The sequence below is a fragment of the Thalassobacter sp. 16PALIMAR09 genome (genome assembly GCF_000765485.1).
Lineage (GTDB): Bacteria > Pseudomonadota > Alphaproteobacteria > Rhodobacterales > Rhodobacteraceae > Thalassobacter > Thalassobacter stenotrophicus.
In genome coordinates this window covers 3,640-22,372 of record NZ_JHAK01000010.1, presented here as the reverse complement: position 1 = coordinate 22,372, position 18,733 = coordinate 3,640, and the positions used below count along the sequence as shown (strand labels likewise).

Annotated in this window: 1 protein-coding gene (cut by a window edge); it reads right to left on the bottom strand. The window is 60.4% G+C overall.

Annotated elements, in window-relative coordinates; all coding sequences use genetic code 11:
* Positions 1-18,733, bottom strand: the 5' portion of a protein-coding gene (locus PM04_RS15425; RefSeq protein ID WP_038008521.1) for an Ig-like domain-containing protein. It extends 37,034 nt beyond the left edge of the window; 18,733 of the gene's 55,767 nt are visible here — the first part of the coding sequence; it begins with the start codon at positions 18,731-18,733; the stop codon falls past the left edge of the window.

Here is an 18,733-nt window from a genome sequence, read left to right as displayed (position 1 = left end):
CGAAATCGTCGGCATTACCGATGTAGCGCTGAACGTAATCCCCGATCATCAGCAAGCGATCCGCGCCCACCATCTGGGACAACGATGTGCCAATGACCGGCAACTCCACCGCCAGCGGGTTGTCATTCACATTGGTGCCAGACTCATCGTATTCCGGCGTGATATCCGCCTTGAGGGTCGCGATCCCGTCGCTGACCGCATCAACGGCGTCATACAACAGGTCCCCGTCCGAAATGATCACGTCCAGGTCGCCAAAGTCGATAGCCGCTTCTTGGCGGGTCTCATCAAACGACATGGCAAGGGCGGTGCCACCAACGGTCTGGGTGCGGTCTATAGCGCGGCCAAAGGTATTGCCCTCGATCGTGACCTGACCGGTCGTGTCCATGATCGGGGTATCGATCACAGCGGTCGCCTTACCTTTGATCGCATACCCTGAGGCGCCATCTGCACCGCTGCCGAGCAGGATCATCGCTTGACCATTTTGCAAACCGGCCGATCCGACGCCACCAACCTCGAAGCCGGCGCGGAAGTTGGCGATGCCGATCGCCAACATTGAGCGGTTGTCCTGCACCGAGCGTTGGACAATGAAATCGCCCTCAATCTCAGCCATGTCCAGTACATCCAGCACTGCGTTACCGCTAATGCTAAGGTTGCCGCTACTGTCGAAGCTGGCGGCCAGATCACCTTCCAAAGACATGACGTCCAAACCGCTCAGGCTGGCCTCACCGGTCATGGTGCCGCTGCGGCTCCCATCGTCGCCCAGCATCAAGGTGCCTTCAACATCGGACAGCGACATGGCCACACCGCCAACAGACATGCCAATGCTGGCATCATCCGCAGTGATTTCCCAACGCTCTTCTTCCTTGTTGCGGCTCACGGTGAAGAGGCCATTCAAATGGGCCGGTCCCAAGTTCAGATCTGCTTCGGCCGAAACAGCGAAGACCTCATCCCCAAAATCAAGCAACAGATCATCTGAAGGATCGCTGGTTAGCGACCGCGTCAACGTATCATCAGCCCAATCTATCACCGCCGCATTCGCAGCGGCGGCCACACCCGTTGAAGAAGACAGGCTCTGGTTGAGCGACAAACTCGCGTTGCTGATCTGCGCCAGTTCATAGCCGCCGACCGTGGCCCGGCTGACGTCACCCACAACGGAAATCCAGCGCCGCGCGCCATTGGTATCGGATGTGGTTTCGGTGGATAGTGCCACCAACACATCCAAATCGTCGAAGGCCGCGACTGTCGCGCTGCCCGCGACGATCCCACCCGAGACATCCGCGCCTCCAATGAGCACACGGTCCACAATGGCGGTGCTGCCATCGCTAAGGGCGATCGTCTGCGCCTCTTGAACCTCAATGAACAACTCACCTTCGGCGGTGATGGTGTCAGCGACATTGACCCCCAGATATCCGCGCAGACGGCTTTCGTTGTCGATGAGGTCAACATCATAGTAGCCCGAAGGGGTACGGACGCTTTCCGTGAAGGCTTCGCCCCAACGGTTCCATGCGATTTGCAGACGATCTGCCGATATCTCGACCGAACCGCCGACCTCGAAGGCGACATCGCCTTCGACCTGCACCGCGTAGCGCGACCCGATACCTTGCTGGTTGCGCAGCACGATCGCCCCTTCGCCATCCGTCAAGTTGGCCGACAGCCCCCCGGCATCCAGCGCGCCGTTCACGTCCTCGAGACCGATGCGAATATCAGTCGTGTCGAGGCCGTTCACATCATGGTACAGCACCGTCATGGCGAGACCGGCGGTCACGCTCCCAAGACCTTGAATGGTCAGGGTGCCCTCATCCACAATCAGCTCGCGACGGTTGGTGCCATCGCTGAATTCCAGCGCATAGGTTGTGCCATCCAGCCCGGCGGGCACGTCAATAGTGATCGCACGGCCCAAGGTGTTGGATGCAACGGAACCCGTCGCTGTCAGGCTGACCGCATCGCCCATACCCGACAAGGCCACGCCGCCATCGGCACGCAAGGCGTAGCCGCTGGTGGCGGACGTCCCGGTGTCAGGGTCCATTGTGCGGCTGATGACCAAGCCAAGGTTCATATCAGTCAGCGCGACACCCGCTTGCGGGCCACCCACGATGCCATTCACACCGGTTGCACCGATCAGCAGATAGTCAGGTGCCGTGTCGACGGCGCGGGTCAGGCCCGCAACAACATCGGTGATATCGACGCCTGCATTGGCACCAACGCCAACCAGCGTATAGACACCCTCGGTTGCCGTGGCATAAACCGCGATGTTGCCCGCCCCGTAGACGATGCTGCCCGCGTCATTCTCTAAACCGCCCAAGGCACGCGCCAGTGCCGCGCGGGTATCGCCAGTGGTCAGATCAATTGCGATGTCCTGCCATTGGCTGTTGCCTGCGGCACGCAGCGTGACGGTATCGGCCAGACCATCAGGTAAACGCAGGTCCAAAACCTGCACTTCGCTGAGCTTGAGCAGCGGCACATAGCTTTCCGACTTGCCATTGACGAAGGCAATATCAAAGGCATTCGCCCCTGCGGACGTGACACGGACATTGCCTTTGCCCACAGTAGGCAGATTTTCCAGCGCAATCTGCACGTCAGCCGCCGGCGCCGTGGCGGATAGCGGTGCCGTTGTGTTCGAACCAAAAGAGATCGCAAAGAGATCTTGCGCCGCGCCAAGTGTCAGGCGCTGTACTTCGGATGTTGTGCTCCCGCTGACCGTTTTCGTCAGCGTCGCCTCGGGGGCCATCTCAATCTGAGAGATCATGCCGGTCATCACCGGGATTTGGCGCCCCAGGGTGGCCCCCTCAAAAGTGACCTCCCACATCTGGTGGCCCAGTTCCGACAGCACCATCTGGACCGAAACATCCCCGCCTTCACCGACAAAGGTGTCACCCGACGCGGTTTCAGCCGCGCGCATAGCATCGCGCACCTGCGTCGCCGTTGCATCAAAGGGGATGTCGCCGGTGGCAAACGTCGCGCCCAACGCATCGAAGCTAAGGGTGTAAGCGCCGCGAATGTTTTCATCGTACAGGTCCAGAACCTGCACGGTGCCACTGGCCGACGTTCCTTCGGTCAAGGTCGAGGCACTTGCCGAAACACGCACCACCCCATCCATGACCGAGCCGTTTGAGGCCGTCGTGAAGGCCGCCGCATCAAAATCAGAAGGCAGATCATCGCCAAGGAAGCGGATGAAATACCCCTGCGAGGTCACACCGCCCGTCGAGTTGTCGGAGCTAACGCTGACATTTCCACGACCGACCAGGGGTTCTAGCGCCTCGCGGATTGCCGATTGCTGACGGTTCTTGTCCGCAATGTAACGGATGCTTTGCGTGGTCCCCAAATCGCCAAGATCCAGGGTGAATTTCGCGCCGGACACGTTGTTGATGTTGGCGGGTTTCAGCAGCAGATACCGGCTGTCGTTCTTGGGCGCGGTTGCAGACCGCAGAATACTGGTGGACCCCCAGTCCTCCTTGTCCGCCGGATCGGCGGGTGGGGTCATGGTCAGGCCGGTCAGATCGGTGCCGTTCAAAGCGCCGACGAGCTTGATTTCAAATCCGTCAGCCCGGGTGCCGGTCACTTCGACGTTGCCAGTGCCGTAGATCGCCGACAGGCCAGTCACCAACCGCGCGGCGAAGGCCGCATCGGTCAGGGCCGCGCCATCGGTCCCGAGCGAGCTAATCGAGACGCTGGCGCCAGTACGCGCAAAAACATAGGTCCCTTCGCGGAACCGCAGCGTGTCGTCACGACCCGTTGCAGCCGTCAACTCATAAGTGGTGGGGGTCAGGAGGCCGCCCTGATCCACGCGGGTGACGGTGCCGCGCACCTGTTCGACAGCCTTGGCCGCCACGATCTGCGCCTCGGACTGCTCTGCGATGACGCGAGTGACCGCAAATTCGCCATTAACAGAGGCAAAGCCGTCGATCGCCAGATCAACGGCACCGGCCAGCTGCATGTTTCCGGCTGCATCGAACTTGGCGGCAAAACTGCCCTCAAGGGTCAGGCCGTCTACCCCTGTCAGGCTCGCATCACCGGAGATCTGGCCCGACCGGCTACCGTCAGCGGCGATAAACAACGTGCCCGCGCCGTTGACCAACTGCGCCTTGGCACCACTCGCCGCCAATTCCACGAAGGCATCTTCGGCGGTGATCGTCCAAGTCTGATCGCCGTTCTCGTCGTTCCCCAACGCCAGACCAAATTGACCGCTGATCCGCGCCGGACCAAAGGTCAACGCGCCGTTGACGGACAAATCAAACCGTTCGGCCCCTTCGGAAAGGATCAGCGTGGTGCTGTCCGACACCACAAGGGCCGTACTCTCGTCATCATTGGCCCCGTTCCAGTCAACCGCTGTGCCTTCGGCGGCTAGAACCTCACCATTAACAATTTCACGGTTCAGATAGATGGCCGCTCGGTCAATTTCCGCGGTAACACCGGCGTTCAGGCCAGCCTCACCCACATTGCCCTGCACAGTCAGCCAGCGACGCGGCGTGCCCGAGGCGACCTGCTCGGTCGTGATCGCAAGAGCGATATCCGTTTCGGAAAGTTCCGCGCCGATGCTGTCATTGCCAACCGAAATTGCCACATCCGCGCCACCGATGAACAACTGGTCCGCGACAACCGTGCTGCCGTCGGCCAACAGGACGGTTTGACCGTCGCGGGCCTCCATGAACAGGTTGCCCTGTGCAGTGATCGCGTCGGCCACGCCAATTGTCATGTATCCGCGCAACCGGGTTTCGTCATCCACCAGGTTCACGCTGTAGCTGCCACTTGCCGTGGCGACGTCGACGGCAAGGTCGTCGCCCCAACGGTTATAGGCCACAATCAGATCGTCCGCGGACAAGGTGACGCCCGGCACGCCCTCCAACGCGATGTCACCTTCGGCGACAAAGCCATACTTGGTGGTCACGGTGCCATCCGCGGCCTCAATGGTTTGAAGAACCAATGCGCCTTTGCCGTCTGCGAGCGACACACCCACACCACCCGGGGTCAGAGCACCCGTCGCGCTGTCGATCCCGATTTCTGTGTTGACGGTGGTGACACCCGCAACCGTCTCGCGGGCCGAGACGATCTTCAGGGCACCCGTGACAGACCCAAGGCCGTCAATGGCGAGGCTGCCTTCATTGATCGTCAACTCCCGCCGCTCCAGGCCGTCGGCAAAGGTCACCTGCGCATCCGCAGTGGTCAGACCCGTCTTGACCGTCTGATCGACCGGACGGCCCAACGTGTTGATCGCCAGCGCCGCATCGGCAGACATGGTAATCGCACCGCCAAAGCCGTTGATGCGCGCCGTGCCAGAGAGTTCCAGCGCGTAACCCGGCTGATTTGCCGTAACGCCATCGGTCGCAGGGGCTTCGAGACCGATAACCAGCGCAAGCGCGCCATCCTCAACAAAGATCCCGTTGTCCGCGTTCCCCAGCGCGGCGTCCACGTTCGCTGCGCCAATCTTGAGGTAATTTTCCGGCGCGGCCACCGCGCGCGCCAGCGCGATGTCAATCGCAGGAAGCGCGCGACCGGTCAGAGCGCCAATCGTTTTCAGGTAATAGCCCGTCTCCGATCCCTCGACCGCAACCAGCTCCACATTCCCAAGACCGACCGATGGCAACAGGCCGATGGCCCGCGTCAAGCGCTCCAATAAGTCGAGCGTTCTTGCATCGCCTTCCAAGGTCTGATCCGCCTCGACGGTGCGCAGCCAATCTGCAGCACCGGAGGGCTTCACCTTAATCAGATCGGCCAACGCGCCGTCCGACAGGCCCAAATCAACCGATGCGACCGCAGCAACAACGATGTCGCCGACGTTCACCCCCGTAAGATCACCAATAAACGACACGTCAAAACTGCCATCATCGTTCAGCGCAACGCTGACGTTGCCCGCGCCAAGAGAGGTCAGACCCTCAAGAGCGGATCGCAGCGTTGCCGCATCTAGGTTTTCCGCCAAGACAATGTCGGTATATTGACCCATGTAGCCCAGTTGCAACGGACCGGACGCGCCAAGGGTAAGGGTCTGAACCTCGGACGACGTTGCGCCGACATGGGTCTGGGTCAGTGACGCATTTGGTGCCGTCTCGGCCGAAGCCATGACGCGCAGGACATCCATGCTCTGCCCAACCGCAATACCACCGAAGTCGACCCGCCATGTGCCGGTTTCAGCACTCAGCACAACACTGGCGTTCACACCTGCATCAGCAAGGGTCGTACCGTCCAGACGGGTTGCGCTGAGGACTGCATCCTTGACCGCTGACGCATCACCACCGGCAAACACGGCAAGGTCGATCCCAGTGATAAAGTAAGTGCCAGCATAATCACCAATGCCAGTCATTTCCGAGCTTAGGCGCGCTTCGGGCATGGCTGCGGGGGTAAAGCTGCGGGCAATCGCCGGTATTTCCGCGCCAAGCGCAGCACCAGCAAAGGCCAGTCGCCATTGATCCTGAGCGGTGACCGAAACATCAACCGTGGCACCGGTGGCCGAGAAGGCGGCACTCCCGTTGCTGGCTGCCGCGATAGCCGCCGCCACAACGGACCCACTGGCCTGCGCGTCAATCGCGGCGGTGGTATAGGTATCGCCCCCGTAGGCAAAGGTCAGTGTGAAGCTGCCGCGCGCATCTGCGCCGTAGCCTTCCAGCAGGTGCACCGCTCCGGTTGCGGGCGCGACCGCGCCTGCTTCGGCACTCACGGTATAGCCCATACCACTAGTGCTGCCGACATTGGTGGCACTCATGGCCCCCATGTCAACAACGCGCTGTGCCAAAGCATTTTTGAATTCGATCGTATACTGCTGTTGCGCCGTGGGCGACTGGATGGCGCGAACGGCCAAATCCGCCGAGGCGGTTTTCGACAGCACAGTGCTGTTGCCATAAAAGGAGCTGGTGCCAGAACCAAGACCAAACGCCTTTGCCAGCGCATCATAAATCTGACGAGGCTGGGAGCTTTGGGCATCGACATATTTCACATCGACGTAACGTGGGCTGTTCGCGAACTGTAGGCGGAAGCTGTCCGAATTGCGCGTCGCGCCGGCATCGCGGTCAATCACCAGTGTGTAGGCCGAGGCCGCAGTCCCCTGCGCCCCTTGGTTCAACACCGTTGAGGCATCTGTGTTGCTATAAGAAAGGGACGGATCAACCGGCGGCGTCATTGCAAAGCCCGTGCCCTGACCGTCTGTATCAAGCGCAATCGCCTGCCCCGCCAGATCGCCTTTTAACTCGATCACAAACCCGCTTGCGCGGGTACCCGAGACACTGACGTTGTTCGATCCGAACAGGATCTCCATATTGTTGGTTAGACCTGTGCGCAGGCTGACATCATCCCGTGCCGCGCCGCTGATGGCGCGGGTGTCTATCGACACCGATTTGCCATTATAGCTGAAGGCGTAAACGCCTTCGCGGAACACGCCGCTGCTGTCCGTAGCCGACAATCTGAACTTGGAATTTTCCGCAGGCGCAAAGACGATTTGTAAATCCGCAGTCCCCGTGAGCGTCGCGTCCACGTGCTCGATGGCGTGCAGCGTTCCAGTGGTCTGGGTTGCGCTTGCGATACGGGTGGCCACCTGCTGGTTCTGGTAGGCCAGCGCTGGATCGACGGGCTGGGTTAGGGTCAGACCCGTCAACGCCTGACCTAACAGATCGCCGCGCAAGGCAATTTCGAATCCATCGGCCTTTGTGCCTGTCACAGACACATTGCCGAAGCCCAACAGTGCCTCTAGAGCTGAGGCAAGTTTCCGCTGCCAGACTAGGTCACTGTCGGTGCCCGCCAGCGTCACCGCCGCAGAGCTGCCGCCATAGGCAAAGGTGTACGCGCCTTCCCGCACGGCCAAGGCCCCGTCTTTGAGGGTGGCCACATCAAGTGTGAAACGGCTGGACTGCTTCACACCGCCCTGTTGCGTCTCAGTCACCGCCCCAGTCGCGCCATCGGTTAGCGCGGCGTCTTCAAGTACGACACTGGCGGTTTCGAGGGCGGGCTTTTCGACTGCGAATTCACCGCTAATTGTGGTGAAGCCTGCCACATCGATATCGACGGCACCGGCCAGCGTCAGGTTGCCCGAGCTATCAAATTTGGTCGCAAAATCACCTTCAAGTGTCAGGTCATCCACACCCGTCAGCGAGGCGCTGCCAAGGATGCTGCCCGACCGTTCAGCCGCGCCATAGACACCGGTGACATCGTTCTTGCCAATCCACAGATCACCTTGGCCGTTGTCCAGACCTGCGCGCACACCGTTGACCTCAAGCGCGATGCTCACATCACGCGCCACGACGTGCCATGCCTGCTCGCCCGCGTCGGAGGCATCGAGGCTGATCGAGAAATCACCGCGCAGAGAGGCTGGTCCCAAATTCAAGGCACCGTCCAGTTCAACGGACAGCTCACGCTCATCGCCCGACAGCGCTAGGCTCTGGCCGGGCAGCAATGTGACGGTTTCGTTGGTCGCATCCCAGTCAATGACTGGGGTGGTCCCGTCCAGAAGCAACGCGCCGCCCACGATCTCCGTATTGACGGTGAGCCGCGCATCATCGAAATCGGCCAGATCATAGCCGCTAATCGCCGCCTCTTCGATCGAGGATACCGACGAGACCCAGCGGCGACCCGCGCCGCCGAGTTCAGTAGAAAGGATTACAACCGCATCCGCGTCGGTCAATTCCGCGCCGATCCCCGCAGGACCAACATTGGCAGACAAGCCCGTGCCGCCAAGGATCAATTGCTCAACCTGTACGGTACTGCCATCACTCAGCGTTACAGTCCGCGAATTTACGCCCGTGCGGCTTTCGATAAACATCTGGCCGCTTAGGCCGATCATACCTGCGATATCGGCGTTTATGGCACCGCTCAGGCGGGTTTCATTATCCAGCAGGTTCAGGACGTAGTCGTCGCCACCAGTTGCGATAACCATGTTCTCGACCGCGCGGTCCAAACGGTTATAGCGCAAGTTGAGGTTATCCGCGGCTAAGGTAACGCCCGACACACCATCTAGGGCGACACTGCCGCCCACATCCAGCGCATAACCGGTCGAGGTAACGGTCCCGCTCGTGGTTATGCGCTCCACATAGAGCGCACCGTTTCCACCCGTGAGGGAAGCACCGATCCCGCCGGGCGTCAGTGAGCCCGCAAGGCCGGAAAGACCGATCTGCAAACGAGTTGTCTCGACCGGACCGTCGGTCGTCGTTTCAGACGAGATCGCTAGCGCACCGGAGATCGAGCCCAGCCCATCAATGACCAAGGTGCCATCAGTGATGACCAGTTCGCGCACATTGGCGGCGCTATCGAAGGCGACCGCAAGGTCTGTGCCGCCCAAGGTAATGGATTGATCAACCGCCTCCCGCAGGGTGTTGATGCGGATATCCGCGGTGGCCGACATGGACAAGCCATCCAGGCCCGACAGGCTGGCCGATGCCGCACCCACCAAGGCAAAGCCGTCCGCGCCGGCAGCGTTCTGACCGATGTAGAGGCCCAGCTGACCGCCGGACAATGTAACGCCACCAATGTCGGCGGCCGCGTTGGACACACCGACCAGCAGGCTGTCGGCGGATTTTTCAACGGCGAAATCGCCGGAAATGGCCCCAAAGCCGTCAATGGCTAGATTGACGTCAGTGCCCGAAAGGACCAAATCGTCTGCGTCAAACGTTGCAGAAAGGGTCCCGTTGGCGGACAGACCGCCAAGACCTGCGACAACCACATCCCCGGAAATCGAGCCGGAGTTCGCCCCGGATTCCACGTGTAGCGTGCCTGAGCCGTTCTCGATCGCAACCTTCGCGCCGCCCGCGGTAACGGCGACCGTCACATCCTGCGCGGTGATGTCCCAGATCCGATCACCGTCATCGTTCTTGTCCAGAACAATGACGAAATCTCCACCCAACCGCGCCGCGCCGAAATCAATATCGCCGCTGACAGGAATTTCCCACCGGCGATCTGCCATATCCAAAACGGCGGTTTTCGCCGCATCCTGTGCGGACAGAGCGAGCGTTTGGGCATCATTGCCCCAATTGATGACACGGGCACTCGCATCCTCAATCAGATTGCCCGCAGTCGTCAGCTTTTGGTTCAGCACCAGCTTCGCACTGTCGATGCTGGCGACCTCCTGATCCAGCACAGAGATGCTGCCAATGGAACCTGTGGCCGACAGCCACCGCTCGTTCGCATCATTAGCGTCCTGCGACAGCACCAAGGCAAGATCACCTCCACCAAGGGCTGCGTAGGTCGTCCCGCCTTGCGCATAATTGACCGACAGGTTGCTGCCGCCGATGATCGTCTGGTCCAACGTAACAGCCGAAGTCGCGCCGCTGCCGTCGACAAGCTGGCTGGTGACGTTCTCGCGCACCTCGACAAACAGATCCCCCGAGAGAGTCAGCCCCGCGACTTGCGCCGTGGCCTGACCGGAAATCCGGGTCTCATTATCCAAAAGGTTGATCGTGTATTCGCCCGCGCCGGTGTCGACGGACACACCTTGGACAGCCTGGCCCAGCCGGTTGTAGCTGATCTGCATGTTGGTCGCGGAAAGGCTGACGCCTTCGGCTCCTGTTAGGGCCACATTGCCCTCTAGCTGCACCGCATAGGTGCCCGCAGCACTGCCAACCTTGTTCAACAGGATCGCACCGCGCCCATTGGATATGCTCGCGCCTAAGGCCCCTAGATCCAGATTGCCGCCCGCGTTGGACAAACCGATCTCGGTCGAAACAACCGTTTCGCCCGCGCTGTTAACAGATGTCTCGTTGCTGATCGCGATCGCGCCTGAAACACTGCCCAGGCCATCTACGGTGACGGTCGCACTGCCTATGGACAGTTCCTGCACGTCGGCAATCGAATCGAACGCGATGTCAACGCCGCCGATGGTTTTGGAAACGCTCTGCTGCAACGTGTTCACGCGGATTTCCGCGTCCGTAGCGGTGGCTGAAATACCTGCAAAGCCGTTAAGCGCAACGTCACCCTTCGCAACGAGAGCGTAGCCCGCACGGTCCTCGCTGCGCGCCGCTATATAGAGGCCAAGCTGGCCGTTGTTCATGGCAAAGCCTGCACCCGCCGCGCCCACATCGGCGCTAACGTTTGACGCCGCCAGCAAGATGTCGCCATCGGACGACCTTTGCAGCGACACATCGCCGTTCATAGTGCCGAAGCCATCGACCGCGATGTCCATGCCCGTGGCTGAGAATGCTATGTTGCCCGCGCCATCAAGCGATGCGCTCAGAGCACCGCTGAGAGAGATCCCCCCAAGACCATCAACCTGTGCCGTGCCTGTCAGTGTACCGGTCGGATTTTGGCCCTGTTCAAATACAAGTGTCCCGGTGACGCCAGCCAAACCGATAAAGGCCCCGCCTGCGTTATAGCCCAAGTCGGCATTGTCGGCCTCAATCGTCCAGACATCATTGGTGCCGGTTTGGTCTAGCGTGACCTTGAAAGACCCGCCCAGCACCGCACCGCCAAGATTTAGTGCGCCATTGATCGGCAACTGCACGACGGGCCCAGCCAGATCAAGGGTCAGGGCTTTGACGTCCGACAACTGCAACTCTCTGGCCCCGGCGGACCAGTCAATCACTGTGGTTTGCGCCGTATCAATTGCGCCGGTCGTCTGATCAAGGGCCGTGTTCAGTTGAAGCGCCGCAGTGTTCAAATCGGCCAGATCGTAGCCCGCAACGCGCAAGGCGCCCAAATCAGCCTCGGTGGTAACCCAAGACCGGCTGCCGTCAACTTCGGTCGAATAGACCATGGCCACATCGATTTCACCGATCTCGACAATTGGCGCGGCAGAAGACGCGCCTGCCAGAAGCTTGGCCCCGATATTGGTGCCGCCCACAATCAACTGATCCACGCTGATCTGGCTATCATCCGTCAGGCTGACGGATTGGTTCTGTACGTTTTCAATGAACAGATCACCGGACAATTCCAACACGCCGTCCAGCGTTGCCACAGCCTGACCACTCATCCGGGTGGCGCCAGCGGCCATGTCGACCACATAGTCGACACCTGGCGTGGCAACTGTGCGCGACAGGGCCTGCCCCCAACGGTTGTAAGAGACCGATAGGTTCTCGGCTTGCAGGCCAATGCCTGCGACACCGGACAACGACACGTCACCATCGGCTTGGACGGCAACCTTGTTGGTCACGCCGCCTTGGGTATCCACTTCCTGCCGTAGCAGAACCGCACCACGCCCCTCCGTCAGATCCGCCGTTGCTGGCCCAAGGGTCAGGCTACCCGACAATTGGTCAACGCCAATGGTCATCTCGGTAACGGTGACGCCCTGCACGATTTCCTGCGTCCGCACCACAGTCAGCGCGCCACTCAGAGTGCCAACGCCGTCAACGGTAACAGAGCCGCTGTCGATGATGACTTCCTGACGGGCGACGCCATCGGAAAAACTGATCTGCTGGGTGGATGTGGCGCCGGTCGGAATGGTCTGGCTTACTTCGCGACCCAACGCGTTGACGCGCACCGCACCCGTTGCATTGATCGACACCGCATCACCAAAGCCTGAAAGGGATACGTCCCCCCCCGCCTGCAAAGCAAAGCCGGTCGTGCCATCCTCCTTGGTGTCAATCAGCAGGGCAAGCGAGCCGTTCGCCAGCTCCAGGCTGGCGGTCGCGCTGTCGCCCACGGCGCCAGTTACGTTGCTGGCCCCGATCAGGAAACGCGGCGCGGTGGTCTGGGCCGTGGTGGTCGAAATCACCTCCAACGCCTCGACATCCGCGCCGGCAAGACCGCCGATAAACGCCACGTCCAGCGTCAGGCTGTCCGCATCCGCCACGCTGACCGTGATATCGGCGCGCGTATAATTGTCCATCTGGTCAAGCTGCGCTTTCAGAACCGCCGCGATGGTATCGGCCTCCATGCCGCGCACGTCCACTTCCGTGGACCATACATCAGACGAAGCAACCCGCGCCATAATCGACGTTGGCATCGCCCCGTCGGCCTGAGCGAGGGTCACGCGCTGAACAGGTGACACTTCGATGCGGGCAATATTCTGCTGGGCCAGCCCGCCAACGAATGCGATGGAATAGACGTCTGGCGTCTCGGTCTCGGTGACCTGGACGTTGCTCGCCGCACCTATGACGACCAAACCACCCAATGCCTGCGCAAGTGCCGCCGCATCAAGGCTGGCTACCTCTAGAACGTCCGTCGCCCCGGCAACGCCGCTGACCGAAAGGCGCACACGCGCATCGCCTGAGAGATCAAGCGTCTGGATCTCACTGGTGGTGCGTCCAGTGACCACGTTGGTCAGGAGGCCATCGGGTGCGGGAATTGACGTCAAGACCTTGCCCTGCACCAACGGCAGGATCTGACCCGTTAACGTGCCCTTGAAGGCCAGTTCCCAGGCACCGCTGCCAGCGGTTTCATTCAGAGCGACGTAGACATCCGCCCCAATCGAGGCCAGCCGCGTTCCATCCGCCGCCTGCGCCGCCAGCAGCGCGGCCTTGACCTGAACCGCCGTCGCCGCGAAGCCCAAGGGCGCGGTCACATAAGTCTTGCCATCATGATCGATGCGCATCTCGAACGCGCCTAGGCGCTGCGAGTCATAAAGATGCACCACTTGCACCGCGCCTTTTGCAGTGGAACCGGCGATGCTTTGCGCTGCGGTAAAGGTCGCACCTGCGAACCCGGTCGCGGTCATCAGCTCAAGGTCTTTACCACCCAAGGCACGGGCAAAGTCGACCTTGAACGTGACGTCCGACAAGCTGGTCCCCGCCGCGAATGCCACCGACGCGGACCCTACGCCGAAAGTTGCAATCAAGGCATCCTCGATCAGCTTGGCCTGCTTTTCGACCGAATATCCAGCGCTGGCCTTCCGGGTCTCGGCCACTTCAATGTCGATGGCCGATGTCGATACGTGCGACACAATCGTCGGTATATCCTGCCCGCCAAGGTCATTGGCAAAGGTAACGACGTAGTTGATCTGGTTGCTACCAGTAAACTGGGTATCGTAGCGGACGGTGACGTTGCCCTGCCCCAGAATAGCCTCGAATGCCCCTTGCATCTTGGCGGTTTGGAAGCTGGGGTTGCCACCAAAGCGGATCTTCGCGGTGGTTTGACCATTCACATCGAACCAGAATTGGCCAGACGTCGTCGGTACCGCCGTTATCGCGATCGTTTGCTGTTCGTTTACCAAGCTGCCGTTGGGCAAATACTGTATCGCGTCAGTGGTCTGGCCATCCACGGTCAGGGTAAAAGTATCCGTGTCGGTCCCGTTGCCACTGCGTTGCATACGCAGGGTTTGCGTCTCATCCACGCCGGTGGTGGCGGCGCTGACCTCTTCTGTGACACCCCAATCAGGAGCATCCTGAAGATCGACCGGTTGCTCCAGCCACAAACCGGCACTGTCGCGCGCATTGGCCAACGAAATCGGTTTGCCTGCCAACGCACCGATAAATTCAAAGGTAAAGCCATCGGCACGGGTGCCTGTGACAAGCACATTGCCCAACCCGATAGCCGGAATCCGGGCGAGTGTGTCCTGGAAGCGGGAGACCAGAACCGCGTCAGAAACCGGGCGATCACTATCATCCAGGGTCGAAACGGTCTGCCGCACCCCGTTGTATTCCAGCGCATAGACACCCTCGCGGGCAAACGCGCCATTGTCGCCGGTAATGTCCAGGTGGATCTTGGCGTTGGTGGTTTCACCGCCGTTCTGCGCCGCGTCGGATGCACTCCCATTTGCGGCGGTGGCGGTCGCCAACTGTTCAATAGGTTGCGCGAATTCCGCCTGTTCCTTAACGAACGAAAAATCACCGTTCAGGCTGCCGATCCCTTCGACAGCCAGATCGAGGTTACCCGCCAGCGACAGCTCATTGTCCGCAAAGCTGGCCGTCAACGCGCCCGATGCCGTCAGGCCGTCTACCCCGATGATCGCGCCAACCCCTGACACGGTGCCGCTGACCCCATCAGTGGTAACGTAGAACGCCCCCTCGACCGAATTGATCGTGACCGCCGCATCATCGGTCGAGAGCGTCAGTTCTCCCTCACCAAGGCGCACCTCCCAAGCGGGTTCGCCAGCGTCGTCTGTATATTCATTGACGTGGATCTTGCCGATCAGGTTCACACCGCCAATCTGAACTGCACCAACGACCGCAGCGGTGAACCGCTCGGTATCGTTGATCAACGCCATCGACTCACTACCGCCGAGGGGCAACAGGATGCTGTGGTCCCCCGAGAAATCCAAAACAGGCGTTCCCGCCGCCAACAGGCTGCCGTCAGATGCCAAGCCGCGGTTGATCTCAAGCATGCCGGCTGTCACGGCCACATCGGCATAGGCATCGATGCGCGCCTCGGACAGGCTTGCACTGGTGGTAATCCAGCGACGGGCGGGATCAGAGCCGGTTACGACCTCGGTCGTGAGGGCCAGCGCCATATCCACATCGCCCAAGACCAGCGAGGCATCGCCCGCCGAAAGATCCGCGCTCAGGTCCGAACCGCCAATCACCAGCATATCGCCAGTGATGGTCTCAAACGTCGCGCTCTCCCCCGCCCCGGTTTTGACCGAAAGGGACTGATCCGCGCGATGCTCCAAAAACAGCCCGCCCGAGATGGCCATGACGCCATCAACCGCGGCACTCGCCTGACCGGTCAGACGTATCTCGTCTTGCGCTTGATCCAGCGCTATGAAGCCTGTCGCTGTTGCGATTTGTGTATCAATCGCACGGCCCGTCCGGTTCAACGACAACGCCATGTCCGTTGCCGAAACCGAAACGCCAGTGAGCCCGGTCAGATCGACCGAGCCCTGAGCCTGAACCGCATATTTCGTGTCGCCCGCGGAAGTCTTGAAGACAAGCACCGCACCGCGCGCTTCGCTAAGGGATGCGGTCGCCTCGCCCATGCTGATGCCGATAACCGAAAGGTTATCGAAGCCGATTTCCAGTTGACGGCGAGTGGTGCCGCCGATCGCCAACTCCCGCGAAGTGATCCGCGCGTCGCCCGTCATGGTCGGGCCACCGGCTACGCTGACTGACAGGCCGGACACGGCAACAGACTTGACCTCGTGCGCGTCTTCGAACGCAAGCGTCAGCGCCCGACCGCCCACGGTTATCGTCTCTTGGATTGGGCTGCCAAGAGTGTTGACCAACACGCTTCCATTGGCCGCCGACAGGGACAAATCGCCCCCCAGACCTTCCAATGCGACAGAACCGTTGGCCACCATCGCCACACCGGCCGTCCCCAACGCATCGCGCGCAAGAACCATCGCCAGATCGACCTCGCTGACCGAAACACCGTTACCAGCAGTGCCGACGGCAATCGCCGCGTCACTGGCCGCGATGACAAAGCGTTCACCCGCAGCGGTTTCCTGACGCTCGATGCTAAAATCACCCTGAATGCGCGCAAAACCGTCAATCGCCACTGCCCCATTGGCGGTGATTGCCAAATCTGGACTATCCGCGGCGAATGTGATCGAGCCACTGGCATCAATCGTCATTCCGTCAACGCCCGTGACCGACAAAGCTCCCAAAATCGTGCCAGAAGCGCGACGGTTGCTGTCGATCCGCAACTGACCATTCCCTTGAGATAGAGTGAAGGCCACGCCCGCCGCCGCCGCGACAAGGGTCAGATCGTCAAAATCAATGACCCAGCTGTCGTCTGTGCGATTATAGGTCAGGGTCAGATCACCCGACAGGACGTTCCCATCAATGTTGATCCCGCCTGAAACCGGCACGCTGAACACGTCACCGACTTGGTCCAGCACAAAGGAAATACTGTCGCCCAAGTCGAAACTCGCCGGAACCGACCAATCGATTGTCGCCGCATCGGGCAGCGCGCCAATGGCACGGTTAATCGACCATTGGGCGACTTCCAAGTCAGGAAGCATATAGCCCGCTACGGAAGCCTCATAGATGCCGCCGCGCGAGGACATCCAAGACCGCGCGCCATTCTGTTCCTTTGAATAGACAAGGACGAAATCCGATCCGTCCGTTTCCAGCCCATTTTCGCCGCCAAAGCTCGCGCTGATATTGCGGCCCATCAGGCTGTATTCCACCACGCGCACGGTGGAGGCATCGGACAAAAGCCGTGTCGTCGTGCTGATGTCCAGCTTCAGATGACCCGAGAACGCGAGGATACCGTCGATTGTCGCCTCGAACTGACCCTCGATACTGGCAGCCCCCGCAGCCACATCCATCCAAAGCGTCATACCGGACAGCAACTCAACCCCTGCCGAAGTTGCCTTGTTGGCAGTGCTGTAGGCCAGCTGAACATTCTGCCCCGACAGCGAGAACGTGTCATCAATGGCGATATCCAAATCAAGCTGACCGTAGACTGCCTTGGTTGTGGTAAGCTCGCCAATGCCGTTGAGGCTGGAGGTGCTTTCGACAATAATCCCTAGGCGACCAGTGCTCAGCGTGCTGTTCAAGGCACCAAGTGTAAGCGCACCGCTGACTTCATCCGCACCGATAACAAATCGATGAATGCGATGGGTCGCGGTGGTTTGGGAGGACGTCGCAAAGACAAAATCCCCTGTTAAAGCACCCAAATCGGGGGTGACAACCTGGGCGTCACGGGCCACAAACCTTGCCGTGCCGCTGGCCGACGACGCCTCGAACCCCAGCTGACCGATAAAGCTGAAACCGGGCAAGCCATCAATCGTGCCATCACCTGTCGCGACGATGTCAAACGCCCCGCCCTGCATCTGTACCGAAAGGTACGCACCCGACACCAAGGCCGAAACTCCATGCGAAGGGTTGCCCAACCGGGCAGAAACGCCATTCGCCGTAACCTGCAAACCACCGGTGGTCGCATTATGAGCGATGGCAAAATCGCCTGACAGGGACGCCCCGCCAAAGGCCGACAACGCGCCATTCGCGGTCATCGCGAGCGTGGGCGAACCGGCTCCGAACTCATAGCTGCCTGCCACATCGGTCAAACCGCCGGTCAATCCCGAGATGGCCCAGCTTGCAGTCCCATCGGCAACGGTCAGTCGTGTGCGCCAGCCGTCTACCGCCTCGAAAACGGAGACAGTCCAATCACCCGAAACACGCAAGCCCGATACGTCCAGCGACGCCGATAGTGTCAATTCTTGCGGCACTTGATTAACCAGCCCGGTCAACCATTCGTCAATGACGCCCTGTCCCTCATCGCCAATCGCATTCAGCTGGTCGAGACCGGGAACCGCAGTCGCCACCAGTTGCAAGCGGTCTGCCGAATAGACGGGCCGCATGTACATTCCGTTGCCGGCGTAGAGGCCTGTGAACGCGCTGAACGATCCCGTCCTCTGGCCCCAACGAATAATGTCGAAGACCTGACCTGCGGTTGGGGTGAAGTCATCCAAGAATGACAGCGCCAGCGTGCCGCCCAATTCCGCCGTGCCTGAAACCAAAAGCTGGTCATAAGCCTCGGACAGCCCTTCGGACGCAGGACGCTGCCCGGCGATCTCGATTTCAAGAGTGGCCGTGGGATCTTGATCGTAGGACGTCACACGCAAAACACCTGGCGACTGGCCGGGCGCAATGGTCCCATTGTTTGTCAAGCCAGCAGCTACGCTCCCTTTGCCGGTCAGCGTTTGACCAGATGACACGGTCAGAGGAGCGTCAACCCCACTTGCCGATAAGGCCGTTTGTGACCCGCTCGACCCGACCAACATGAGATCCGAATCCTCTTCCTCAGGATCAAGCGTGGGCGGCGTGGCTTGGGCCGTGGCTTCGTCGGCATCCGCAACCTGGATATAATTATCTAGCGACGGCTGTTCCGAGGAAGTTAATGCGACATCACCCGACAGTACGATGCGCTGTTCGAGTGTTTCCAAACCAAAATCTGATCCACGGTCCTCACCAGCATCAAACTTTTCGTCGTCAAGTCTGTCAGTCAT